General features: G+C 70.9%; 23 protein-coding genes. 5 read left to right on the top strand and 18 right to left on the bottom strand.

What is annotated here, in order from left to right; translation table 11 throughout:
- Window positions 1–176 precede the first annotated feature (176 nt).
- Genes VK923_04540 through VK923_04520 form a run of 5 tightly spaced genes read right to left on the bottom strand, consistent with a single transcriptional unit; the run spans window position 177 to window position 3,511 of the window.
- A complete protein-coding gene (locus VK923_04540; GenBank protein ID HSJ43936.1) occupies window positions 177–536 on the bottom strand; it encodes a hypothetical protein in 360 nt (119 codons plus the stop codon).
- Window positions 537–594: 58 nt separating this feature from the next.
- Window positions 595–1,203: a histidine phosphatase family protein gene (locus VK923_04535; GenBank protein HSJ43935.1), complete on the bottom strand. Its 609-nt coding sequence runs from the start codon at window positions 1,201–1,203 to the stop codon at window positions 595–597.
- Window positions 1,204–1,230: 27 nt separating this feature from the next.
- The gene (gene rsfS, locus VK923_04530; GenBank protein ID HSJ43934.1) at window positions 1,231–1,638 is read right to left on the bottom strand and encodes a ribosome silencing factor; all 408 of its coding nucleotides are present in this window, start codon (window positions 1,636–1,638) and stop codon (window positions 1,231–1,233) included.
- A gap of 4 nt (window positions 1,639–1,642) precedes the next feature.
- Window positions 1,643–2,257, bottom strand: coding sequence for a nicotinate-nucleotide adenylyltransferase (gene nadD, locus VK923_04525; protein HSJ43933.1), 615 nt, complete (start codon window positions 2,255–2,257; stop codon window positions 1,643–1,645).
- Window positions 2,258–2,266: 9 nt separating this feature from the next.
- The gene (locus VK923_04520) at window positions 2,267–3,511 is read right to left on the bottom strand and encodes a glutamate-5-semialdehyde dehydrogenase (GenBank protein ID HSJ43932.1); all 1,245 of its coding nucleotides are present in this window, start codon (window positions 3,509–3,511) and stop codon (window positions 2,267–2,269) included.
- A gap of 121 nt (window positions 3,512–3,632) precedes the next feature.
- Here VK923_04520 and VK923_04515 point away from each other — a divergent pair, with 121 nt between their 5' ends.
- From VK923_04515 to VK923_04500, 4 genes are all read left to right on the top strand, one after another.
- Window positions 3,633–4,172, top strand: coding sequence for a hypothetical protein (locus VK923_04515; GenBank protein ID HSJ43931.1), 540 nt, complete (start codon window positions 3,633–3,635; stop codon window positions 4,170–4,172).
- Between the two features lie 113 nt (window positions 4,173–4,285).
- Window positions 4,286–4,561 (top strand): hypothetical protein, encoded by a 276-nt coding sequence (locus VK923_04510; GenBank protein ID HSJ43930.1) that lies wholly within the window; start codon window positions 4,286–4,288, stop codon window positions 4,559–4,561.
- A 26-nt stretch (window positions 4,562–4,587) separates the two neighbouring features.
- Window positions 4,588–4,767 (top strand): hypothetical protein, encoded by a 180-nt coding sequence (locus VK923_04505; protein ID HSJ43929.1) that lies wholly within the window; start codon window positions 4,588–4,590, stop codon window positions 4,765–4,767.
- Between the two features lie 123 nt (window positions 4,768–4,890).
- Entirely contained in the window at window positions 4,891–7,092 is a 2,202-nt protein-coding gene (locus VK923_04500) for a PQQ-binding-like beta-propeller repeat protein (GenBank protein HSJ43928.1), read from the top strand.
- A 47-nt stretch (window positions 7,093–7,139) separates the two neighbouring features.
- On the opposite strand, the gene proB is transcribed toward VK923_04500, so the two are convergent.
- The 4 genes from proB to rplU all read right to left on the bottom strand — a co-directional run bounded on the left by proB (window position 7,140) and on the right by rplU (window position 10,336).
- Entirely contained in the window at window positions 7,140–8,243 is a 1,104-nt protein-coding gene (proB, locus tag VK923_04495) for a glutamate 5-kinase (GenBank protein HSJ43927.1), read from the bottom strand.
- Window positions 8,244–8,248: 5 nt separating this feature from the next.
- The gene (obgE, locus tag VK923_04490; protein HSJ43926.1) at window positions 8,249–9,580 is read right to left on the bottom strand and encodes a GTPase ObgE; all 1,332 of its coding nucleotides are present in this window, start codon (window positions 9,578–9,580) and stop codon (window positions 8,249–8,251) included.
- A gap of 179 nt (window positions 9,581–9,759) precedes the next feature.
- Window positions 9,760–10,011: a 50S ribosomal protein L27 gene (gene rpmA, locus VK923_04485; GenBank protein ID HSJ43925.1), complete on the bottom strand. Its 252-nt coding sequence runs from the start codon at window positions 10,009–10,011 to the stop codon at window positions 9,760–9,762.
- Window positions 10,012–10,024: 13 nt separating this feature from the next.
- Entirely contained in the window at window positions 10,025–10,336 is a 312-nt protein-coding gene (gene rplU / locus VK923_04480; GenBank protein HSJ43924.1) for a 50S ribosomal protein L21, read from the bottom strand.
- A 245-nt stretch (window positions 10,337–10,581) separates the two neighbouring features.
- Here rplU and VK923_04475 point away from each other — a divergent pair, with 245 nt between their 5' ends.
- A complete protein-coding gene (locus VK923_04475) occupies window positions 10,582–11,814 on the top strand; it encodes a GNAT family N-acetyltransferase (protein HSJ43923.1) in 1,233 nt (410 codons plus the stop codon).
- Window positions 11,815–11,910: 96 nt separating this feature from the next.
- Here the strand turns inward: VK923_04475 and VK923_04470 are convergent, their stop codons facing one another.
- The 9 genes from VK923_04470 to VK923_04430 all read right to left on the bottom strand — a co-directional run bounded on the left by VK923_04470 (window position 11,911) and on the right by VK923_04430 (window position 22,345).
- A complete protein-coding gene (locus tag VK923_04470; protein HSJ43922.1) occupies window positions 11,911–13,746 on the bottom strand; it encodes an Rne/Rng family ribonuclease in 1,836 nt (611 codons plus the stop codon).
- A 17-nt stretch (window positions 13,747–13,763) separates the two neighbouring features.
- Window positions 13,764–14,477: a TIGR03936 family radical SAM-associated protein gene (locus VK923_04465; GenBank protein HSJ43921.1), complete on the bottom strand. Its 714-nt coding sequence runs from the start codon at window positions 14,475–14,477 to the stop codon at window positions 13,764–13,766.
- On the bottom strand, window positions 14,461–16,431 hold the full coding sequence (locus VK923_04460) for a TIGR03960 family B12-binding radical SAM protein (protein HSJ43920.1): 1,971 nt from the start codon (window positions 16,429–16,431) through the stop codon (window positions 14,461–14,463). Before VK923_04460 ends, VK923_04465 begins: the two co-directional genes overlap by 17 nt.
- 159 nt (window positions 16,432–16,590) lie before the next feature.
- Window positions 16,591–16,803 carry a hypothetical protein gene (locus tag VK923_04455; GenBank protein HSJ43919.1) on the bottom strand — a complete coding sequence of 71 codons (213 nt, stop codon included), beginning with the start codon at window positions 16,801–16,803 and terminating at the stop codon, window positions 16,591–16,593.
- Between the two features lie 237 nt (window positions 16,804–17,040).
- Window positions 17,041–18,234: a DUF5667 domain-containing protein gene (locus tag VK923_04450; protein HSJ43918.1), complete on the bottom strand. Its 1,194-nt coding sequence runs from the start codon at window positions 18,232–18,234 to the stop codon at window positions 17,041–17,043.
- Between the two features lie 619 nt (window positions 18,235–18,853).
- Complete coding sequence (locus VK923_04445) at window positions 18,854–19,891, bottom strand: rod shape-determining protein (protein ID HSJ43917.1); 1,038 nt, start codon at window positions 19,889–19,891, stop codon at window positions 18,854–18,856.
- Between the two features lie 152 nt (window positions 19,892–20,043).
- On the bottom strand, window positions 20,044–20,457 hold the full coding sequence (locus VK923_04440) for a JAB domain-containing protein (GenBank protein ID HSJ43916.1): 414 nt from the start codon (window positions 20,455–20,457) through the stop codon (window positions 20,044–20,046).
- A 241-nt stretch (window positions 20,458–20,698) separates the two neighbouring features.
- Window positions 20,699–21,100 (bottom strand): nucleoside-diphosphate kinase, encoded by a 402-nt coding sequence (gene ndk / locus VK923_04435; protein ID HSJ43915.1) that lies wholly within the window; start codon window positions 21,098–21,100, stop codon window positions 20,699–20,701.
- 66 nt (window positions 21,101–21,166) lie between these two features.
- Window positions 21,167–22,345: a cyanophycin synthetase gene (locus tag VK923_04430; GenBank protein HSJ43914.1), complete on the bottom strand. Its 1,179-nt coding sequence runs from the start codon at window positions 22,343–22,345 to the stop codon at window positions 21,167–21,169.

The raw sequence follows: 22,345 nt of genomic DNA, 5'->3' as shown, positions 1-22,345 counted from the left end.
GCCGATCCGCGCTGTCCGGTGGAGCCGGTCCACGACCGGCCTCACAGAGTAGTTCTTGACGCACCGAAAGGAGCATGCTGGGCGCGAACGGAGCGTCGCCATGTCCGAGCGCGCAAGTGGATCGCTGCCGTTGCGGCGGATGAAGCCGTCCAGGAATGTCCGAGGAGTGCGTGCCGTCAGACCGGGGCGGGGTGCGCGCGCAGGTAGGTGGCGAGCCGACGCCGGACGACGAAGCAGCCGACGATGACCAGTACACCGACCAACGCGCACGACGGGCTCAGGAGCGAGTCGAGCACCGCGTCCGGTCGCAGGTCGTGCATCGCGAGTGACCCCCAGAACATCGTCCACAGCCCGTAGATGACGACCAGGTAGCGCGCGTGGCGACGCCACCGACGTGCGAGCTCGCTGGCGACGACCGCCTCGAAGACGTCATCGGGCTGGCGGCGCCGCCACACGGACATCGCGATGGCGTGTCGCTCGACAGCGTTGAGGTTGCGTTCCCAGACCGTGTCCCACAGCTCGTCGTCAAACGTCACGGGCAGGTCTCCCGGCAGTGGCGTCCGGTCACAACCGTAGCCCGTCGGGATGCCGGCCTCAGACACCGACCAGGTGTGCCGTCTCGTTGTAGCAGGCAAGTCGTGTGCGTCCGTTGCAATACGTCAGCACGGTGCGCGAGCAGTTGCCCGGTCCGGCAAGCACACGCTCGTCGGCAACTGACAGACCGAGCGCGTCGCCGACCACCGCCCGAACGGGGCCGCCGTGGCAGAACACCATTGCGGTGCCGCCGTCGCACGACGCGATGAGCTCGGCGACCGCCGCGGTGACACGGGCGCGCATGTCACCCACGGTCTCGGCGCCACCGCGTGGCAGGTCGTCGCCGGCACGGATGGCAGCCATGGCGTCCGGCGCACGGGCCAGCACCTCGTCGGTCGTGAGCCCACTCCACCACCCCACGTCGATCTCGCGCAGTCGCACGTCGGTCTCGACGGTCAATCCGAGTGCCCGGGCCGCCGGTTCGGCGGTCTCGGTCACCCGTGGCAGGTCGCTGCTGACCAGCAACGACACATCGTCGATGTGCGCCGCCAGGTGCGCCGCGGTGACCTTGGCCTGCCGGTGACCGAGGTCTGACAACCCCGGGCCCTGCTGGCCCTGCCACCGCCCGGCCGCGTTCCAGTGCGACTCGCCGTGGCGGATCAAGATCACCCGCGCGGCACCCACCGTCGCGCGCGGTCAGACGGTCGTGGTACCGACCTCGACGCGGGGCGCATCGGCCCACAGGCGCTCGAGATCGTAGTAGTCGCGCTGGATCTCGGTGAACACGTGCACGACGACATCGCCGTAGTCGAGCACCATCCAGCCGTCGAGCGTGGTGCCCTCACGGCGCAGCGGCGCCCGGCCACCCGCCTTCAGCACGGCACCGACCTCATCGATGACCGTGTTGAGCTGGCGTGGGTTGCCGGTCGAGACGAGCACGAAGAACTCGGTGATGCCGACCAGGTCGCCAACGTCGAGGATGACAACGTTGGTCGCTTTCTTGTTCTCAGCCGCGTTGGCTGCGTCGAGGGCGAGGGACTTCGATGTGGTGACGTCGAGGGTGACCAGGGTCGGTTCTCCATGTCCTGCGTTGTCTGACGCCACCACTCTATTCGCGAACGTGGATGCTGTCGTACAGCCGGTACTTGCGAGCGAACTGCTCGACCTCGAGCGGGATCAGGTAGCGGACCGGCCGTCCAGCGCCGAACCGAGCCCGGACGTCGGACGACGAGATCGCCAGTGCGGGCACGTCGAGGATCCGCACGTGGCGACGCAGCCCCTCGGACTCGAGCCGACTCAGATCGTAGCCGGGCCGGGTGGCCGCCACGAACTCGGCCAGTTCGAGGCACTCAGAGGCGTCCTTCCACGTGAGGATGTTCAGGATCGCGTCGGCACCGGTGATGAAGTACACGCGGTCGTCGGGCCGGCGCTCGCGGACCGACCGCAGGGTGTCGACGGTGTAGGTGGGGCCCGGGCGGTCGATCTCGAGCCGGCTGACCGAGAAGGCCGGGTTGGCAGCGGTCGCCAGCACTGTCATCAGGTAGCGCAGTTCGGGCGGGGTCGCGTGCGACTTCTGCGGTTGCGCTCCTGAGGGAATGAACACGACCTCGTCGAGCCCGAGGTCGGCGCGGGCCTGCTCGGCCGTGACCAGGTGCCCCATGTGGATGGGGTCGAAGCTGCCGCCCATGATGCCGACGGCGCCGGATCCCTCACGCAGATCCATCCGGCAGCTCTACGCGCGGACCTGGCCGTCGCCCTCGACGATGTACTTGGTCGTCACCAGCTCCGTCAGCCCCATCGGGCCGCGGGCGTGCAGCTTCTGGGTCGAGATGCCGATCTCGGCGCCGAAGCCGAACTCGCCGCCGTCCGTGAAGCGCGTCGAGGCGTTGACCATGACCGCGGCGGCGTCCACGCCGGCGACGAAGCGCCGGGCAGCGGTACGGTCCTGGGTCACGATCGCCTCGGTGTGCCTCGTGCCGTGGGTCGCGATGTGGGCCATGGCGGCGTCGACGTCGCTGACCACCGCGATGGCCAGCGTCAGGTCGAGGAACTCGGTGTCCCAGTCGTCTTCGGATGCCGGCCAGGCGTCGATGAGCGTGCGCGTCTCGTCGTCACCACGCAGTTCCACGCCGGAGGCACGCAGCGCCTCGGCAGCCATCGGGAGGAACTCGGCGGCGACGTCACGGTGCACGAGCAGGGTCTCCGCGGCGTTGCACACGCTGGGACGCTGCGCCTTGGCGTTGGCCACGATCCTCGTCGCCATGTCGAGGTCGGCGGCCCGGTCGACGTACACGTGGCAGTTGCCCACGCCGGTCTCGATGACGGGCACCTGCGAGTCCGACACGACCGCCTGGATCAGTCCAGCGCCGCCGCGCGGGATGAGCAGGTCGACCAGTCCGCGCGCCCGACCGAGCTGCTTGACCGAGTCGCGGCTCGTGTCGGTGACGAGGCACACGACGTCGGCGGGAAGGCCCTGGTCGACGACGGCGCCACGGAGCAGCTCCGCGAACGCCGTGTTCGAGTGGATCGCCGAGGACGACCCACGCAGCACGCAGGCGTTACCGCTCTTGACGGCAAGGCCCGCCGCGTCGACCGTGACGTTGGGGCGTCCCTCGTACACCATCGCGATGACGCCGAGCGGCACGGTCACCTGCCTGACGTCCAGCCCGTTGGGCAGCGTGAAGCCCCGCACCACCCGGCCCAACGGGTCCGGGGCGTCGATCAGCGCCCGCAGGCCCTCCGCGATGCCGTCGAGGCGTGCACCGTCGAGGCGCAGACGGTCCTGCATCGCCGCCGACAGGCCCGACCCGGCACCGGCCTCGACGTCGGCGGCGTTAGCCGCCAGGATGGTGTCGTGGGCACCGTCGATGCGGTCGGCCATGGTGGCGAGCGCCGCATTGCGCCGCGACGTCGACGTCCCCGCCAGCGTCGGGGCGGCCGCCTGCGCGGCAACGCACAGGGCGAGCACGTCTGTCACCTTCACTCCTCGGATCGGTGGGCGCGATGGGCTCCACCCACTGCCAGCATGGTACCGAGTGCGAAAATGGTCGTCTGGCCGGCCGGTCCACCCGCCACGCGTGGAACCATGGTCCACGACGATGGCGCCGCTGAACGCCAGAGAGGAACGCGCAACGATGACCGACTTCGAGCAGAGCCTGCAGGCTCGTCTCGCCCGCAACGCCGAGCTCGCCGCGGAGCGCGCGAAGGCCGAGGAGGAGATGGACCGCGCCCTCGCGGAGGCCGAGGAGCAGGAACGCCAGCGCCAGGCCGATCTGTCCCTGGCCCGCAGCGACCGCCACGCTGAGCTCGCGAAGGCCTGCCAGGACCTGGTCGACCAGCTCAAGGCCTCGGCGCCCGGGCAGTTCGTCGTGCGCACCGGCTGGACGTCGACCGGCGAGGAGTTCATCGCCAAGGTCTCCACGCGGCAGCTGAGCCCGGCCCGCACGCTGTTCATCGAGCTCGACCGGGACGACGACGAAGTGCTCGCACGGTGGACGACGGACGTCGGCAACACCATCGAGCTGTGGCGTGTTCTGGAGGTCACCCCCGACATGCTGGGCGAGATGCTGCTGCAGATCACCGACCAGGAGCTCTGGGACGACGCGACTGAGCCTCCGCCCTATCCGACCGGCGCCTGAGCCCACTGGTTCGGCACAAGCTGGGCGCCGGTCGGCGCCGCAGCGCAGCTGCCGACATATCAAAATGATATCACTGTGATATAGTTGCGTAGCCCACGACGGGGGTGACTGCCATGAGCGCGGTGATCGAGAAGCAGGCGCAGACCATCGCCGAACGGCCGGGCCGGGCGACCGGCGGCAGCGCTCCCGCCGTGATGCTCATCATCGTGGGACTGCTCGGCGTGCTGCCGTTCATCGGGAGCGTGGCGACGGGGAGCGGGCTGCGGCTCCTGGTCGCCGTCGTCCTGATCGCCGGTGCCGCGTTCGCAGGCATCGGCCCGTGCATGCTCCAGCCCAACCAGGCGGCCCCCACCAGCCCGGTCGTCGACGTGGGGACGCTGGCACGCTAGTGGCGCGCCGACGCAAGCAGTTCCCGTTGCGGATGTCGCCGGACCTGTATGCCGTGTACGAGGCGTGGGCGGCCGATGAGCTCCGCTCGGTCAACGCGCAGATCGAGGCCGTCCTGCTCGATGCCGCACGACGCGCTGGCAGGCTGGGCAGGCGAGCGGACCGCGGCGGGCAGGACGCGGGCGACGAGGGGGGATCCGGGCACTGACGCCGGTTCGCGCAGGCGGGGCGGTTGGTCTATGGTCCCTCGTGCGCCTGCCGCGCACGTCGGTCCGACCACGTCCTCCGCGCAGTGTTCCTGCGGAGCGTGGCCCCAGCGCAGGAACGAGCCATGCAGGATCTCGCGACAACGATCGCCGGCTACCGGTTGCACGAGGCTATCAGCCGCGACGCCGTCTCGGTGACGTACCGCGCGAGCGACGCGGACCGGGAGGACGGCAGTGACCGGACCGTCGCGCTCCAGGTGAGCGCGCCGCTGACCGACGGGGTCGAACGGCGCCGGGCGACGCTGTTCCAGCGCAGGGCGACGGCTGCGATGGACGTCGAGCACCCAGGGATCGCACGCGTGCTCGACGCGGGCATCGCCGACGACCGCGCGTACTCCGTCACCGCGTGGCAACCGTCGGTGACGCTGAATCAGCTGATCGGACTACGATGGCGACTGACCCTGCACGAGGTCGTGGCCATGCTGCTGCCGGCGGCCGAGGGGCTCGACCGGGCACACGCCGCCGGCGTGGTACACGCCGCACTCGGCACACGGTCGATTCGCGTCACCACCGACGCCCCGACCACCGCGTTCGTCACGGGGTTCGGCTTCGACGCGCTGCTTGCACTGCGCCTGGGCTCCAAGCGGGACCGCGACGCCAGGCCTGTGCTCGACGACCTGCTCTACGTGGCGCCCGAGCAGCTGCGGGGCGGACGCATCACGCCGGCGACCGACCAGTACGCGCTGGCGTGTGCCGTGTACCACTGCCTCAGTGGCGAGCCACCGTTCGTCCGCGAGACGGCGTCGGCGCTGTTCGGTGCCCACCTGTTCGCCCGACCCCCGCTCCCCGACGTCCTCAGCGATGACGACAACGCGGCGGCACGCGCTGCGATCGCGACCGGCCTCGCCAAGTCTCCCGAGGAGCGCCACCCCTCCTGCACCGCGCTGCTGCGTGCGGCGGACGTCACCCGCAATGGGGGCGCCCCCGTGGCGACGCCCACGCCGATCGACGCACCGAACACCCACCCGCCGGACGACGCGACGACCGCACCCGCTCCGGCGGAGGCGGCATCGCCGGGTCCTGCCCGCCGGGCGATGCCGCGCCGCCTGCCGATGGTGGCACTCGTCGCGCTGGCGGCGATCGCAGGCCTGGTCGCCGCGTTCGCGCTGATCGCGACTGTCCGCGGCGATCGAACAGACATCCCGGCTGTCAGCGACGCGGCGGCCCGCCCCGACAATGCCGTGCAGCGGAACGACCGTGCGGCCGAGGGCCACGACGCGACGGTGGGCGACGCGCGGCCTGCGGAGGCCAGTGTCGCGGTGGCGTGGCGGCGGCCCATGGCCGACGGAGGCGTGCGCATGCTCGACGCGGCCGGCGACGCCATCGCCTTGGTCGCCGGGGACACCGTCGCCGCACTCGACCCGGCCACCGGTGACACGCGCTGGCGGGAGCGGGTCGACGGCGAAGTCACGGACGCGACGGTCACCGACGACGCGCTCGTCTACCGGACTCCGGCCGGTCTGACGGCTCGCGCACTCGATGACGGGCGGCGGCTGTGGACACGCAACGATCAGTACACGCCGACCGGCGGGCTGAGCGCAGCGTCCAGCGGGCCCGTGTACGGCATGGGCCCGGGCCGCATCCTCCCCGAGCTCATGGCGATGGACGCCGCCACCGGCGTCGAGCAGTGGCACTTCCATGGCGAGGTGATCCCGGCCCGGCAGAACGCGGCGATCGACGCCGACGCCGAGCTGGTGACGATCCTGCAGAACCGCACGCTGTTCGGGCTCGACCCGGAGTCCGAGCTGTACCCCTCAGGCGCAGACCGGATGCAGATCGAGGACGAGGTCTTCCGGGTCGACGTGGCGCGGCCGTGGCGCGACTCCCTGACGCTGCTCGACGACGGGGTCCTGCTGGCGCGACGCAACGGGACCGTGTGCAGCCTGGCGCGCGCGGACGCCACACGGCAGTGGTGCCGTCGCATCGGAGGTGCGCGGAACGCACACCCGCGCCTGCTCGTCGATGGCGACACGGTCGTCGTGGTGACCCGCGCGACGGTCACGGCGCTGGATCGCGCGACGGGCGGTCCGCGCTGGAGCGCGCCCGTCACCAGCCGGATCACCGCGGCGACGACGGCCGGCACCACGGTGGTCGTCGCGGAACGCGGGGGCCGCGTCCGCGGGCTGGACGTGGCGTCCGGCGACGAGCGCTGGCAGGCCGAGCAGTCCACGACCATCACTGCACTCGCACCCGGCGACGGAGCCGTGGTCGCAGGGACCAGGGATGGGGCTGTGCTCCGGTTCGACGCGGTCGGCACCGGGCCGTGACCTGACCGTGATCGTGACCCCGACGCCGACGTGCTCGCGAACGGCGCTCAGGCCAGCAGGACGAGCGAGTCGCGATGGACCACCGCACGTCGGCGGTCGGGCTTCAACTCGCCACTGCTGCGGCCGAGCATGCCCCGCACCTCGTCGGCCGCGAACGCGACGAGTCCCCGTGCGACCAGCTGGTGGTCCGGCCCGACGACGTTGACAGCGGATCCGGCGTCGAACCCGCCGCGCACCTCGGTGATGCCGACGGCCAGCAGCGACGAGCCACGCTCAACCAGCGCCCGCACCGCACCGTGGTCGATGACCAGCGACCCCTGTGGCGCCGTCGCGAACGCGATCCACAGCTTTCGGCGCTCCGGGCGGTCACGGGCGGGGAACCATGTGCCCACGGGTGCGCCGGCGGCGACCTCGGCGATCACACCTGGCCGCCGCGCGTTGGCGATCACGACCTGTGCTGCGCCGAGGGTGGCGATGCGTACCGCGTCGAGTTTGGTGACCATGCCGCCGGTCCCGACCCCGGATCCGCTCCGTCCGATGCCCTCGCGATCGACGTCGTCAAGGTCGTCGACGTGGTCGAGCGGCGCGGCGTCGGAGTCGCGACGCGGGTCCTCTGCGTACAGGCCGTCCACGTCGGACAGCAGAACCAGCAGGTCGGCACCCAGCATGCTCGCGACGAGCGCCGCCAAGCGGTCGTTGTCGCCGACCCGGAGCTCCTCGGTGGCGACGGTGTCGTTCTCGTTGACGACGGGCACGGCACCGAGATCGAGCAGACGCTCGAATGTGTTGCGCGCGTTGAGGTAACGCCGCCGGTCGACCATGTCACCTGCCATGAGCAGCACTTGGCCGCACGCCATCCCATGGGTCGCGAACGCCGACTGGTAGCGGTGCAGCAACAGACCCTGGCCGACGCTGGCGGCCGCCTGCAGCCCTGGCAGGTCGGGCGGGCGCGTCCGCATGCTCAGAGGACCCATGCCGGCTGCGACCGCCCCGCTGGACACCAGCACGACCCGCGCCCCGGTTCCCGCCAGCTTCGCCAGCTGGGCGACGAGGTCGACCACGTAGGCGCCGTCCAGCCCACCGTTGGTGCCGCGCAGGCTGTTGGAGCCGACCTTGACCACGACCAGTTCGGGTCGGGGGAAGCGCTGCATGGGTGTCAGTCGTCCTCGGCGGGATCAGGCTCGTCGGCGCTGACCGGAGGCTCGAACGTGAACACGTTGCCGGCGATGTCGACATCGTCGCCAGGTTGTGCGCCCGCGTCGAGCAGCGCCCGGTACACGCCGGCGCGCTCCATCCGGTCCTGCAAGTATTGCACCGCCTCCGTGTTGTCCAGGTCGCTCATGCGGACCCAGCGTTCGACGTTGTCGGCCGAGACGCGCCAGCCCGCGGCGACCCTCATGACCTCGACGGAGGGTGGCGCCTGGATCGGCCGGAGGACGGGCGCGGGGCCGTCGGCGGCCGTGACAGGGGACGGATCGTGGAGGCGCGACGTGCGGACGAGGTCGATCAGCCGCCACCGCAGCGCGTCCACGCCCTCGCCGGTGACCGCGCTCGTCTCGAGCACCTCCCAGCCGTCGTCGACCAGGTCGTCACGGACGATCTCGGCCGTGTCTCGACCGGCGTCGACCTTGTTGAGCACCACGAGTGCGGGGCGGTCGGTGAAACGCAGCGTCCAACCCTCGCGTGCGTCGTAGGCACGCAGCTCGTCGAGCACCGTCCGCAGGTCGTCTCGCGGGTCGCGCTGCTCGTAGCTCGCGCAGTCCAGGACGTGCACCAGCACCCGCGCCCGTTCCACGTGGCGCAGGAACTGGTGCCCCAGGCCCCGGCCATCGCTGGCGCCTCCGATCAGCCCCGGCACGTCGGCGACGACCAGGTCGATATCGTCACCGGCGACGACACCGAGATTGGGCGTCAGGGTCGTGAACGGGTAGTCGGCGATCTTCGGCCGCGCGGCCGACAACCGCGCGATCAGCGAGGACTTGCCAGCGTTGGGCAGACCGACCAGCGCGACGTCGGTGACCAGCTTCAGCTCGAGCTGCAGCCAGCGCTGCTCGCCCGGCTCCCCGCGCTCGTGGAACTTCGGCGACCGGCGCCGGCTGGTTCGCAGCGCGGCGTTGCCCCGCCCACCGCGACCGCCGCGGGCCGCGACCACGCGGTCACCGGGTCGGGCGAGGTCAGCCAGCACCTGACCGTCGTCGGTCGTGACGACCGTCCCCACGGGCACCGACAGCATGACATCGTCGCCGCCGGCTCCGCGACGGCGGTCGCCCTCCCCGTTGCGCCCCCGGTTGGCCGTCCGGTGCGGCCGGTGATGGTAGTCCAGCAGGGTCGCCACGTCGGGATCGGCGATCAGCACGACGCTGCCGCCGGTGCCACCGTCACCGCCGCTGGGTGGCCCGTACGGCTCGTAGGGCTGGCGTTGGAACGCGGTGACGCCGTCGCCACCCCGTCCGCCGCGCACCTCGATCCTGACCTTGTCGACGAACATCAGCCAATGGATAGCACGCTGGCCGCACACGCGGGCACGCGCGTCGGCGGACCCGGCACGTGCCCAGGTGCGCGTTGAACGCGCATGCGTTCGTGGTCGCGGAGGCTGTCCGGGCGGACGCACAGCTCCCGACACGACGACGGTGCCGATGCATGGAGCACCGGCACCGTAGGGAGCTGTCAGACGGCTTCGACCTCGGCGTACTTGCGTGATCCCGAGGTGCGGAACGACACGGTGCCGTCGGCGAGCGCGAACAGAGTGTCGTCCTTGGCACGACCGACGTTGCGACCGGGGTGGATCCGGGTGCCGCGCTGGCGGACGATGATCGAGCCCGCGGTCACGACCTGCCCGCCGTACCGCTTGACGCCCAGCATCTTGGGCTTGGAGTCACGGCCGTTGTTGGACGAGCCGCCGCCCTTCTTGTGGGCCATGGCTGGGTCCTTCCTAGACGTCGATCGCGTCGATCCGGATGCGGGACCGACGCTGGCGGTGACCGGTCTTGCGCCGGTACCCGGTCTTGTTGCGGTACATGAACACCGTCAGCTTGGGCCCGCGGGTCTCGTCGAGCACGGTCGCGGTGACCGCCGCCCCGTCGAGCTCGTCTGGGGTGGCGCTGACGGCACCGTCGTCGCCCACGACCATGACCGGCGTCAGTGTGACCGTGCCGTCGTCACCGGCGCTCAGACGCTCGACCTCGAGCTCGTCGCCCACGGCGACGCGGTACTGCTTGCCACCGGTCGCGATGACAGCCTGCATGGTATGTGCTCCTGTGGTTCTCTTCGCTGCTGTGGCGGGTCGCCGCTGCGACCACGCCCGGCGTGCACGTGATCCGGACGGTGACGGGAGCGGACCGTGGCGTCGTGCCGTCGGGCGGAGCCGGCCCGCCATTGGGGTCGTGGATCCGGGTCCACCGACTTCAGGCTCGCCGCGACGCGCACGCGCGAACGTGCGCGACCACTGTATGCTCATCGCTTCCCGAATGCCAACGAGAAGGCCTCCACGTGGCCCGTTCCGCGCCGCGCTACCCCATCGGACCACTGCAGCCCAATGAGGTCACCGACTTCGTCCGGACCGCGATGCGGACGTTCGGCCACACGCTCGACGACAACGCCGTGGCACACCTCATCGAGCTCGAGCTGGCGGACCCGTCACTGTCGCTGGTAGCCCGCGACGGCGGTCGCATCGTGGGCACGACCACCGTGCTCGAGTACCAGATGACGCTGCCGGGCGCGGTCGCCGTCGACTGCGCCGGTGTGACGACGGTGACGGTCCTGCCCACGCATCGGCGCCGCGGCGTGCTCACGTCGCTGATGCGTCGCCAGCTCGATTACCTGCACGCCGACGGACGGACCTGGGCGGCGCTGTACGCGTCGGAGTCCACGATCTACGGCCGCTTCGGCTACGGTCCGGCGACCCGGAGCCTGGTCGCGCACATCGACCGTCCGTGGACGACGATGCGCGCGCCGGTCACGCCCGCCGACGTCGAGCTGCTGATCCCCGACGTGGCGCTGGAGCACGTGCCTCCGATCTACAACGCCGTCGCTCGCGAGGTGCCGGGCATGATGGCGCTGCCCGATCCGATGTGGCGTCACCTGCTCATGTGGGACCCCGCAGGCGAGCGCGACGGCTCGAGCGAGCGGTTCATCGCCGCGATCGGCGATCGGGCCTATGCGACGTACCGCATCAAGGGCGGCTGGGACGAGACGGGGCCAGACGCCACCCTGCAGGTCGAGCAGTGCATGGCGACCGACGTCGAGGCGCACCGCCAGCTGTGGGCGTTCCTGTTCGGCATCGACCTCGTGCAGCACGTCCAGATCCGCCGCCTGCCGGTCGACACGCCGCTGCCGTGGTGGCTCGCCGAGGATCGCCGTCTGCACCGCACGCTGGGCGACCCGCTGCACGTGCGGCTGATCGACGTCGGCGCCGCGCTGTCACAGCGGGCCACGACCGGCGACGCCGGCGTCGTCCTCGACGTCGTTGACCCGTTCTGCCCCTGGAACACCCGACGCTGGGCGCTGGAGGGCGACGGCACGCGCCTGTGCTGCACGCCGTCGGACGCGGCGGCCGACCTCGCGCTCGACGTCGGCGATCTTGCCAGCCTGTCACTCGGTGGGCACGCCCCCACCGAGCTGGGCGGGGCTGGCGTGATCGACGAGCGGACGCCGGGCGCGCTGCTGCGGCTGGGCGCCCTGCTCGCGTCGGACCGCGCGCCGTTCAACGCGTTCACCTTCTGACTGCCCGGCGAGTCGCAGTGTCAGAACGTCGCAGCGTGTGGGGTGGGGTCGGTCGAGATCCGGGACACGCCCACACGTGACCGGCGCCCGAGAAGCTCAACGCTTGAGCGCCTTGTCCACGATCTGCGCGCCACGTCCCTCGCAGCAGTCGCAGGTCCTGGTGAACGTCTCGGTCAGGCCCTGGCTGACGTTCTTGCGTGTCATCTGCACCAGGCCGAGCTTGGAGATCTCCATCACGCGCGACTTGGTCTTGTCCCGCGCCAACTCGCGCTTGAAGCGCTTGAGGACCTCGTCGCGGTTGGCCGGCAGGATCATGTCGACGAAGTCGATGACGATGATGCCGCCCATGTCGCGGAGCCGAAGCTGCCGCGCGATCTCCTCGGCGGCCTCGAGGTTGTTCTTGAGCACTGTCTCCTCGAGGTTGGAGTCACCGACGAACTTGCCGGTGTTGACGTCGATGACCCACATCGCCTCGGTCTTCTCGATGATCAGGTAGCCGCCCGATGGCAGCCAGACCTTCTTCTCGAGTGCCCGGCGGACCTGGTTGGTGATCTCGTACGCGGTGAACAGCGGTTCGTCGCCGGCGTAGCGCTGCAGCGTTGACGCCAGGTCCGGGGTGACGTCATTCAGGTACTCCTCGATCTGATCGCTCAGATCCGGGTCGTCACAGATCAGCTCGACGAACTCGGGCCCGTACACGTCGCGGATCACGCGCATCGCGAGCTCGGGTTCGCGGTACAGCTCGGTGAGTGGCTTGGCATCGGCCAGGCGCTGCTGAACCTGCTCCCAGCGTGCGAGCAGCCGCTTGACATCGGCCTCGAGCTGCTCGTCGGTGGCGGCCGCTGCTGCGGTGCGTACGATCAGCCCGTAGCCGTCGGGCTTGAGGTCGCGCAGGGTCTCGCGCAGCCGGTCCCGTTCGGCGTCGGTAAGCTTGCGCGAGATGCCGACCGTGCCGTCCTCGATCGCGAGGACACAGAACCGCCCGGCCAACGACAGCTGTTGGGTGAGGCGGGCGCCCTTGGTGCCCATCGGGTCCTTGGTGACCTGCACGACCACCGTCTGCCCGGGCTTGAGCGCCTGTTCGATGCGGGGTGCCTTGGACTCGAGGTCCTCGTCGTCGTAGTTGACCTCCCCGGCGTAGAGCACACCGTTGCGGCCCTTGCCAATGTCGACGAACGCGGCTTCCATGCCGGGCAGGACGTTCTGCACGCGGCCGAGGTAGATGTTGCCGACGTAGCTCTCGCTCTCCTTGCGGGTCACGTAGTGCTCGACGAGATCCCGCTCCTCGAGCACCGCGACCTCGGTGCGCTGGCTGCCGACCGACACCAGCATGCGCCGGGGCGGCCCCTCGGTGACCGACCGCCGGACCTCCTCGCTGACGCCGCCACGCGGGGAGCTGCCCGACGACCGCCGACGTCCCTTGCGATCGCGCTGCTTGCGCGACGACATCCGGTCGGAACCGTCGTCGTCCCTGGCGTCGGCGGCGTCCTCCTTCGTGTCGGACGTCCCTCCGCCGGACCCGGCGTCCGACCCCTTGCCGCCCGTGTCCTCCGCCTCGTCCTTCCCCGCCCCGTTGCCCGTCGCGCCGCCGGTCGACGGGACGCCGCCGTCGCGCTCCCGGCGCCCGGCCGACGAGGTCCCGCCGTGCTCCGTGCCGCCACCGTCAGCGTCGCCACCGCCCTTCTGCGTCGCGTCGGTCGTGTCCATGTCGGAGGCGTCGGGAGCCGTGGGCGTGACGTCGCCTGCGCCCGGCACTGAGCGCTTGCGAACGCGGCGGCGGACACGGCCGCCGTCGCCTCCGGGACTGGTCGTGTGCTGCGTCTCTCCGTCGCCCGAACTGCGCTGACGCGTGCGCTCCGCGCCGTCGGACTGGCTGCCACGGTCGCGGGCACGCACCCTGCGTCGGGTCCGTGTGGTGGTGTCGTCGGTCATGGAATCCTCTGGTCTGTTCATCCCGCCGCGACCGTGCTGTCGTGCGGCACCAGCGGCAGGAGCCTGTCGGACAGTGCCTCGCGCAGCCCGTCGGCTTCGGGACTGCCCTGCGCGATTCGCGTCACGAGCCGCGGGGCGTTGAGCCCAGCGAGGCCGCCGGTCGCGCACAGCGACTGGTGCAGTTCGGTCGGGCGAAACGGTGGTTCGGTGTGGTGCAGGATCACGCGAACGGCGTTGTCGTGTGCAGCGATCATGTGCAGCGCCGGCCTGAGATCGAGTCGCGTGGTCGTGCCCTTGCGATCCCGGTCGACCGGGAGGCGCTCCGCATGAGCGAGCGCTCGTACGCCGCTGTCGAGTCTGCCGTCGTCATCCGAAGGGTATCGCAGGTCCCACAGCGACGCGCGCAACCACGTTGCGATGCGCGGGGCGCCGTCGACGACCACAGTGGCATCAAGGATCCGCAGACCCTCGGGTGCCACGGCGTTGAACACCGCGACGGCACGGTCGACGTCGACGGGCACGGCGAACACCAGCTCGACGTACTCGCCGGTCGAGGCATATCCCAACGCCAGTGCGTCGGGGAAGCTGACCCTCGGGTGGGGCGTGAACCCCTCGCTGTAGCCGATCGGCAGGTCCGCCTTACGCAGCGCGCGTTCCCAGACGCGACCGAGGTCGATGGCGGAGATGAACCGCAGCCGGCCGTCCTTGGCGTATCTAGCTCTGACCCGCATGGAGGGGGAGGTACCTGCGTGCCGAAGGCTCACCGTCGGTCGCGCGGAGCGGAGCGACACGTGGGTCGAGCGGTGCGGCACCGTCGTGGTTGGTCTGGTGGGCGAGGTCGAGGCCGGGGCACACACCGCAGTCGTAGCACGGGATCCACCGGCAGTCGTCCAGCGGCTTCTCACGGACGGCGTCCTGTAGGTCCGACCACAGCCAGTCGCGTTCGAGGCCGGAGTCGATGTGATCCCACGCCATGACTTCGTCCTCGCCACGCTCGCGGTGGCAGAACCAGCCGACGTCGACGCCTACGTCGTCGCACGCCCGCATCCAGCGCGCGTGGTCGTAGTGCTCATTCCAGCCGTCGAAACGGGCGCCGAGCTCGAAGGCGCGCGCGATCGCGTCGGCGACCCGGCGATCGCCGCGGGCGAGCAGCCCCTCCATCACGCCCGGCTCGGGGTCGTGATAGCGCAGGTTGAGGTTGCGGTCGCGCGCGACGCGCGACTTGATCAGCCCGAGCTTGCGCGACAGCTCCTCGGGTCGGTCCTGCGCGCACCACTGGAACGGTGTATGGGGCTTGGGGACGAATCCGCCGACCGACACCGTGACCTTGTTCTTGCGTCCGTACTCCCGTCCGATGGCGAGGACCTTCAGGCCGAGTTCGGCGATCGCGATGACGTCCTCGTCGCGCTCGGTCGGCAGACCGATCATGAAGTACAGCTTGATGTGGCGCCAGCCGTTCGCGAACGCGGTCTCCGCCGTGCGCAACATGTCGGCCTCGGTGACCATCTTGTTGATCACGCGCCGCATGCGCTCGGTCCCCGCCTCGGGGGCGAACGTCAGGCCGGTCCGCCGGCCGTTGCGAATCAGCTCGTCGGCGAGCAGCACATTGAAGGCGTCGACCCGCGTCGACGGAAGCGACAGACTTGTGGCCGTTCCCTCGTAGGTGTCCGCCAGATCGCCACACATGCCGAGGATCTCGGAGTGGTCCGCGCTGGACAGCGACAGCAGGCCCACCTCGTTCAGACCTGTGTTGGCGACGCCCTGGGCCACCATCTCCTTCACGGTCTCCTTCGATCGCTCTCGGACCGGGCGGGTGATCATGCCGGCCTGGCAGAACCGACAGCCGCGGGTGCACCCCCGGAAGATCTCGACGGCGTAGCGCTCGTGGACGGTCTCGGTCAACGGCACGAGCTGCTTCTTGGGGTACGGCCACTGGTCGAGGTCACTGACCGTGCGCTTCGGTACCCGGTAGGGCACGCCGCTACGCCGGGGGAACGTGCCGGCCAGCCTCCCGTCGGTGGTGTAGCGCGGCTCGTAGAACGCCGGTACATATGCGCCGTCGATCCGGGCCACACGCTCACACAGGTCCGCGCGCGACAGATCCCTGCCCGCGCGGCGCGTCGCTGCGATGAGCTCGTTCAGCTCCAGCACGAACTCCTCGCCGTCCCCGGCGATCGCGACGTCCACGAAGTGGGCCAGTGGCTCGGGGTTGAACGCCGCGTGCCCGCCGATGATGACGAGCGGGTCATCATCGCCGCGATCGGCCGCACGCAGGGCGAGCCCACCGAGATCCAGGCAGTTGAGGAGGTTGGTGTACCCCACCTCCGCGGCGAGGCTGAACCCCACGACGTCGAACGCGCGCAGCGGCAGGTGGTTCTCCAGGCTGAACAGCGGGATGTCGCGCTCCCGCATGAGCTGCTCCATGTCGGGCCAGGGTGCGAATGCGCGCTCGGCGACCGTGCGCTCGCGCTCGTTGAGCACCTCGTACAGGATCTGGATGCCCTGGTTGGGCTGGCCGATCTCGTAGGCGTCGGGGTAGATCAGCAGCCAGCGTACGTCGGTGTCGGCGTGGTCCTTGACAACGATGTTGTCCTCGCCACCGACGTAGCGGGCGGGCTTGCGCACGCCGGTGAGCAGTGGCTCGAGGCGGGGCCAGACCGATTGTGCTGTGGTTGCATGGGACATTGTGCAGTTCTTGGCGGAGCGTCGTGACGACGCGGTCAACGCGTGGTTCGGAGTCTAGCCTTTCGTCGTCCCGCCGCGAGGCCCGGCCGCTGCCGCGCAGCGCGGTGCACGCTGACCATCCGGCCGACCATCGCCAGTGACGCGACGAGGTTCGCGCGGTCAGCGGAACACCAGCGGCACGGCAGGCCGATGACGGGCACCAGACCGCAACCCGATCGCCGCCAGTCCGATGGCCGCCAGGACCACCACGTGCCGTACCCGTGCGCCGGCGAGCCGGACCCCGATGACGTGGACCTGCCGGTTGTCGACCAGCACTCGGCCGAGCCTGTCGGGGATCCAGCCGCGCGGTGCTTCGTCAGCGACGGCGCGCATCCGACCGCGCTCGGCCAGGGCGGCGTACCGCTCGCTGCACGATCTGCACGAACCACAGGCGGGCGAGCAGCACCAGGGGCCCGCTCCCGGGCAGCGTGTCGACGAACGTCGGCCGCAACCGTGTCCGCTCGTCGGCAGGGCGCGGCAGCATCGTCGTTCGCACGATGTTGCGCAGCAGCCGGCGAGGTGCCAGCGGCGGTGGACGGTGGTCAGCCGCGCTCGCGGCCGGTCATCGTGTCACTGCCCGGCGGTGTCGGGCGCGGTGGCGTCCGTGCCACCGGCGCCGCTCGTGGCCGCGGGTGGCGCGTCCGGCTCGGTCGCGGGTGACCCTGCGGGCGGCTCCGTCGGCGTCGGGCTGTTGCTCGGCGGCGGACTGGGGATCGGCGACGGCGTCGCCGTGGGCTCGGTGCCGTTGCTGGGCTTCGGCGATGGCTCCGACGTGGCGTCCTGGGGGGCGCGGCCCGCCGCTGCGTCGGCCGCGGTCGGCGGCGAGACGTCTTCGCTGGTCCCCGCGTCGCTCGGCTCGGCGTCGCCGGCATCCTGTGCGTCTGTGCCAGTCGCGGCGACCGGGGCGTCGGCGCTGGGGTCTTCGACCTCCGACGCGGTGACGACCCCGTCCTTGTCGGCCTGTACGGGTCGATCGGAGACGGCGACCTCGTGCTCGGTGGTCTCCCTGAGCGCGACCGTGCTCTGCCGTGTCTCGTGGAGCGCACGGCAGTGACCGCTGTCGCAGTCGGATGGCACGAGATCGTCCATTACCTCGACCTGCTTGGTGGTGACGTCCTCGAGCCGCGCACCGAGTGTGGACCGCGTCGGGTCCGCGACCGCGGTCAACTGGCTGGCTGCGGCGTCTGCATGGTCCGCGAGGTTGAGGCTGACGTCGGTGATGACCTCCGGTGCCGCGTCGTCGCCGACGAGGCCCTGCAGGTCCACCAGCCGTGCGGCGGCCAGCTCGACGTGCACCTTAGCGTCGTCCTCGGCCCCCCTGGCCAGCGCCACCCGTGCGTTCTCGAGTCCACGCCGCACCGTGTACAGCGACTCACCGGGACGCGCCGTTGTGGCGCCGATCGCCGCGCCTGGCACGCCGATCAACAGGAGCGCCGCAACGGTGATGGACAGTGCGACCACACGGGGGTCGGACCGCACATGCCCAGCGGCTCGCGTCGGCCCCACGACCGCGGCGCCGGCGTGCCGCGGACGCCATCGCGTGCGGCGCGCCCGCGCTCCGGGACGGGCGTGCCCGCTCGAGCGGCGACGCATGTGGTTGGCGGGCAGCGGCCGACACCCGCCGTTGCCGCTGCGACGCTCACGGATCTGGTTGAGCGTGTCCCTGACACCGCGCCGGTAGCCGAGGGAACCGCCGAGCGCGAAGAACATGGTGGCGAGCACGGCGAGCACACCCCACGCCGCCAGCACGCCGAGCACCCGCATGCGCTTCCATCCTCATCACTGCGCAAGATTCCAGAAGACTTCGCAAGTCGCGACGCGCCCTCGTCGTGGGAAAACTCTACGCCGGGCGGGCGCGTTCGGGTAGTGATCCCCTGAGGAGACGTACGACCATTGGGACAGGCTATCGCGTTATCGCGCCTGCGAGTGCTGCGGCGGCCACCATCCCGACGGGCAAGGACGACGCCGATGTCGCGAGACCCGGGGGGTGCCACTGTGGCGGCCGCGCCGGCGCCCACCAGGGGAGCACCAACGGCGGAACACCGCCACGGGTCCGAGCACGCGCGGGCGAGCCATGCCGGCACAGATCCCACCGCCAACCCGACGAGCGCGTACCCACGACCGGCAAGGCCGGACCCGCCAGGAGGTCGAGGACGACACCGGCGCCGAACCGTGATCGCCCCGTCAGATCCGCCGATGCCGATGCCGACCGCGGCGACGGCCAGGGTGACCACGGGTGCCCAGGGCGCGCATCATCGCTTCCCGGGCGCGGCAGCGGGCAGCGCATCCGCACTGTCGTCACCACCGCGACGACCGGAGCGTCGATTCCGTCGGACCCGTCCCGGCCCGACCGGGCCGGACGTCGGTCCCTGCGCGCTTGCGGTCAGTGACGCGATGTCAAGATCAGCACCCGCTTGAGCGTCTCGAACTCCTCGAGACACTTGCCCGAGCCCTCGGCCACCGCGTGCAGCGGCTCCGACGCCAGGCCCACCGGCATGCCTGTCTCGGCTCGGAACAGTTCGACCAGGCCACGCAGCAGCCCGCCGCCACCCCCCACCACGATGCCCCGCTCCATGATGTCCGAGGCGAGTTCGGGGGGTGTGCGGTCGAGCGTGTTGCGCACGGCCGACACGATCGAGCTGACCGGCTCCTCGATCGCCTCCCGGATCTCGGCGTCCGACACGACGATCGTCTTGGGCAGGCCCGAGATGAGGTCCCGGCCGCGGATCTCCGCCTGCATCTCCTCGTCGAGCGGGTGGGCGCTGCCGATGGCGAGCTTGATCTCCTCGGCCGTGCGCTCGCCGAGCATCAATGAGTGGTGCTTCTTGATGTAGGTGACGATCGCCTCGTCGAGCTCGTCGCCCGCGATGCGGATCGACACACTGGTCACGATGCCCCCCAGCGAGATCACCGCGACCTCGGTGGTGCCGCCACCGATGTCGACGATCATGTTGCCGGTGGGCTCGTGGACGGGCAGCCCCGCACCGATGGCCGCGGCCATCGGCTCCTCGATGATGAACGCCGAGCGCGCTCCGGCGCGCACCGACGCCTCTTCGACGGCGCGCTGCTCGACGCCCGTGACACCGCTGGGCACGCACACCACCACGCGGGGCTTGGTCAGCAGCGATGGACGGCGGCCAGTGACCTTCTGCATGAAGTAGCGCAACATCTGCTCGGTCACGTCGAAATCGGCGATCACACCGTCCTTGAGCGGCCGGATCGCCGAGATGTGTCCGGGGGTGCGACCGATCATGCGCTTGGCCTCGGCGCCGACGGCCAGCAGCGTCCCGGTCGTCGTGTTGATAGCGACCACCGAGGGCTCGCAGAGCACGATGCCACGGCCGCGCACGTAGACCAGGGTGTTCGCGGTCCCGAGGTCGATCGCGAGGTCGCGGCCGAACAGCGCACTGGCAGCGAGCATACTCTGCACCTGACCTCCGTGACCGCTGACCCAGGCTCGGCGAACAGCATAGGACGGGGACGCGGCAGGACCGGGCAGGCGCGGACCGCGCGACCGCCGGCCGCGAACCCACGCGCCGGTGCCGCAGGCTGTCCACATCGACCTCGCTTGCGCTACAGCCCTCCCGTGCCGACGCGTGCCAGGCTCGTCCAGTCCGGATCTCCCACCACGATGTGGTCGAGCAGGTCCACGCCCAGCGTCGCTCCCGCCTCCGCCAACCGGCGAGTGATCCGCTCGTCGTCGGCCGATGGCGTGGGATCGCCGCTCGGGTGGTTGTGGGCCACGACGACGGCCGACGCGCCGAGCAGCAGGGCATCCCGGTACACCTCGCGCGGCGCCAGGAACGTGGTCGCGGCGGTGCCCACGGAGATCAGCGTCGTGCCGATGACGCGGTGCCGGGTGTCGAGGGCGACGAGGACGCCGCACTCGCGATCACGGTCGGCCAGGAGCGGTCGGACGACCGCGAGCGCGCTGTCGGGGGTGGTCACCTGGACGCGCTGCTCCGGCGGGCCCGGCCGGAAGGCCATCGTCGGAGACATCAGTGGACACAGCTGCACGACCGCTCCCGTTCGCCGACGGAGACGGCACGCATCGTGCGCCGCCCGCGCGGATCGCGACAGTCGCGGCGGCCGGACGCTGTGGACGACGACGCTGTGGGGAGCCGGCCGACCAATGTGGCAGACTGCCTCCCCAAGCGCGTCGGCCACCCACCGCCCGGGGCGCCGGCCGACCAATGTGGCGGACCCCTCCCCAGAAGGGTCGATGGCGTCAGCCGAAGAACAGCTTGAGCTCGCGTTCCGCCGACGCCGGCGAGTCGGAGCCGTGCACGATGTTCTCTGTGATCACGGTGGCGTAGTCCCCGCGGATCGATCCCGGCGCCGCCTCGACCGGGTTGGTCGCGCCCATCAGGGTGCGCATCGCCGTGACCGCTTCGGGTCCCTCGACCGCCATGGCGACCAGCGGGCCGCTGGTGATGAACGACACCAACTCGCCGAAGAACGGCTTGTCAGTGTGCTCGGCGTAGTGCTCCTTGGCAATGGCGTGGTCGAGCGTACGCAGCTGCAACTCGGCGATCGTCAGACCCTTGCGCTCTATGCGCGAGATGACCTCGCCGATCAGGCCCCGGCGGACGCCGTCGGGCTTCACCAGGATCAGGGTGCGCTCACTCATGATGCGTCGCCGTACCTCGTCGAGAGCGGTGGATGACCAGGCCCTCATGCTAGACGTGCGGCACGTTCACGTACGGTCGAACAGGTCGTCCACGGGGTCGAGGCCCAGCAGTCGTCGTGCAGCGCCGACCGTCTGCAGCCCGCCGGCCACGACGACCACGTCCTCCACTGTCGCCACGCCCGATGCCAGCTCCAGCGCGTCGTCGATCGATCCAGCGGACTCCACCCTCACCCCGAGCCCCTGCGCGGCGGCGACGACCTCGGCCGACGGCGTCGCGTCCGGCGTCGGCGCAGGGGCGACGACCAGGTGGTCCAGGGCCGGGGTCAGCGCCTGCAGCACCGCGGCCGGATCGTCGGTGCACAGGCCGAGCACGCCGACGCGGTGCCGGACCGCGAACTCCGTCGTCAGCGCCGCGGCCAACGCCCTCGCCGCGGTGGCGTCACGAGCGCCGTCGAGCAGGACGCTGGCCCCATCCGTGCGCCGCACGACCTCCAGCCGGCCCGGCAGCCGGAGCCGCGCGAACGCGCCGCGGATCAGATCAGCGTCGAGTCCACCGGAATACCCGAGGAAGCCCTCGACCGCGGCGAGCGCCACGGCCGCGTTGTCAGCCTGGTGCCGGCCGTGCAGGGGCAGGTACACGTCCGACACCGTCGTTGCGACGCCCCGCAAGGTCAGCTGCTGGCCGCCGACCGCGATCTCACGGTCAGCCACGTCGTAGGCATCGCCGGCGACGTGCTCGGCACCGTCGGCGGTCCGCACGACCGCCCCGCCGACCGGGTCGAGGGTCACCTTCACGTCGCTGCGGCCGGTCGGCAGCGGGGCGCCCTCGTGAACGGCGACATCGACGGGCGCGTCGGCGAACCACGTGACGGCCATCGCCAGCAGCACCTCGTCGAAGCCGAGCGGCGCCGCGAAGCGGGCGTCGACCTCGTGCAGGAAGGGGTCGAGATAGGTCAGCTGTGCACGCAGCGTGTCGGCCGGGATCAGCGCACCGGCGATCCGCAGCCGCTCGCGCAGATCCTGCAGATGCGGACGCGTGGTCGCTCCCGCGGTGATGTCCAGCGCGGCCAGCAGGGCGGCCACCATCGCTACGACACTGCTGCGGCCATGGGTCCCACCCACCCAGATGGCCGGGACGGCGTGGTCGGGGCGGTCCAGCAGCTCCAGCAGGGTCTGCAGGCGCTCAGGCTGGTCGTCGTCCGCCGGCGGCCGGCGGCTCAGCAGGTCGACGACGAGGTTGCTCAT

Source organism: Euzebyales bacterium (assembly GCA_035461305.1).
In the GTDB taxonomy this organism is placed as follows: domain Bacteria; phylum Actinomycetota; class Nitriliruptoria; order Euzebyales; family JAHELV01; genus JAHELV01.
This window is presented reverse-complemented; position numbering and strand designations above follow the sequence as displayed.

Bases quoted from the DNA above. Each gene is read 5' to 3' on its own strand.
- nadD (HSJ43933.1), bottom strand. From the start codon at position 2,257: ATGGATCTGCGTGAGGGATCCGGCGCCGTCGGCATCATGGGCGGCAGC.
- VK923_04515 (HSJ43931.1), top strand. From the start codon at position 3,633: ATGGCGCCGCTGAACGCCAGAGAGGAACGCGCAACGATGACCGACTTC.
- VK923_04510 (HSJ43930.1), top strand. From the start codon at position 4,286: ATGAGCGCGGTGATCGAGAAGCAGGCGCAGACCATCGCCGAACGGCCG.
- VK923_04500 (HSJ43928.1), top strand. From the start codon at position 4,891: ATGCAGGATCTCGCGACAACGATCGCCGGCTACCGGTTGCACGAGGCT.
- proB (HSJ43927.1), bottom strand. From the start codon at position 8,243: ATGCAGCGCTTCCCCCGACCCGAACTGGTCGTGGTCAAGGTCGGCTCC.
- obgE (HSJ43926.1), bottom strand. From the start codon at position 9,580: ATGTTCGTCGACAAGGTCAGGATCGAGGTGCGCGGCGGACGGGGTGGC.
- rpmA (HSJ43925.1), bottom strand. From the start codon at position 10,011: ATGGCCCACAAGAAGGGCGGCGGCTCGTCCAACAACGGCCGTGACTCC.
- rplU (HSJ43924.1), bottom strand. From the start codon at position 10,336: ATGCAGGCTGTCATCGCGACCGGTGGCAAGCAGTACCGCGTCGCCGTG.
- VK923_04470 (HSJ43922.1), bottom strand. From the start codon at position 13,746: ATGACCGACGACACCACCACACGGACCCGACGCAGGGTGCGTGCCCGC.
- VK923_04465 (HSJ43921.1), bottom strand. From the start codon at position 14,477: ATGCGGGTCAGAGCTAGATACGCCAAGGACGGCCGGCTGCGGTTCATC.
- VK923_04460 (HSJ43920.1), bottom strand. From the start codon at position 16,431: ATGTCCCATGCAACCACAGCACAATCGGTCTGGCCCCGCCTCGAGCCA.
- VK923_04455 (HSJ43919.1), bottom strand. From the start codon at position 16,803: ATGCGCGCCGTCGCTGACGAAGCACCGCGCGGCTGGATCCCCGACAGG.
- VK923_04450 (HSJ43918.1), bottom strand. From the start codon at position 18,234: ATGCGGGTGCTCGGCGTGCTGGCGGCGTGGGGTGTGCTCGCCGTGCTC.
- VK923_04445 (HSJ43917.1), bottom strand. From the start codon at position 19,891: ATGCTCGCTGCCAGTGCGCTGTTCGGCCGCGACCTCGCGATCGACCTC.
- VK923_04440 (HSJ43916.1), bottom strand. From the start codon at position 20,457: ATGGCCTTCCGGCCGGGCCCGCCGGAGCAGCGCGTCCAGGTGACCACC.
- ndk (HSJ43915.1), bottom strand. From the start codon at position 21,100: ATGAGTGAGCGCACCCTGATCCTGGTGAAGCCCGACGGCGTCCGCCGG.
- VK923_04430 (HSJ43914.1), bottom strand. From the start codon at position 22,345: ATGAGCAACCTCGTCGTCGACCTGCTGAGCCGCCGGCCGCCGGCGGAC.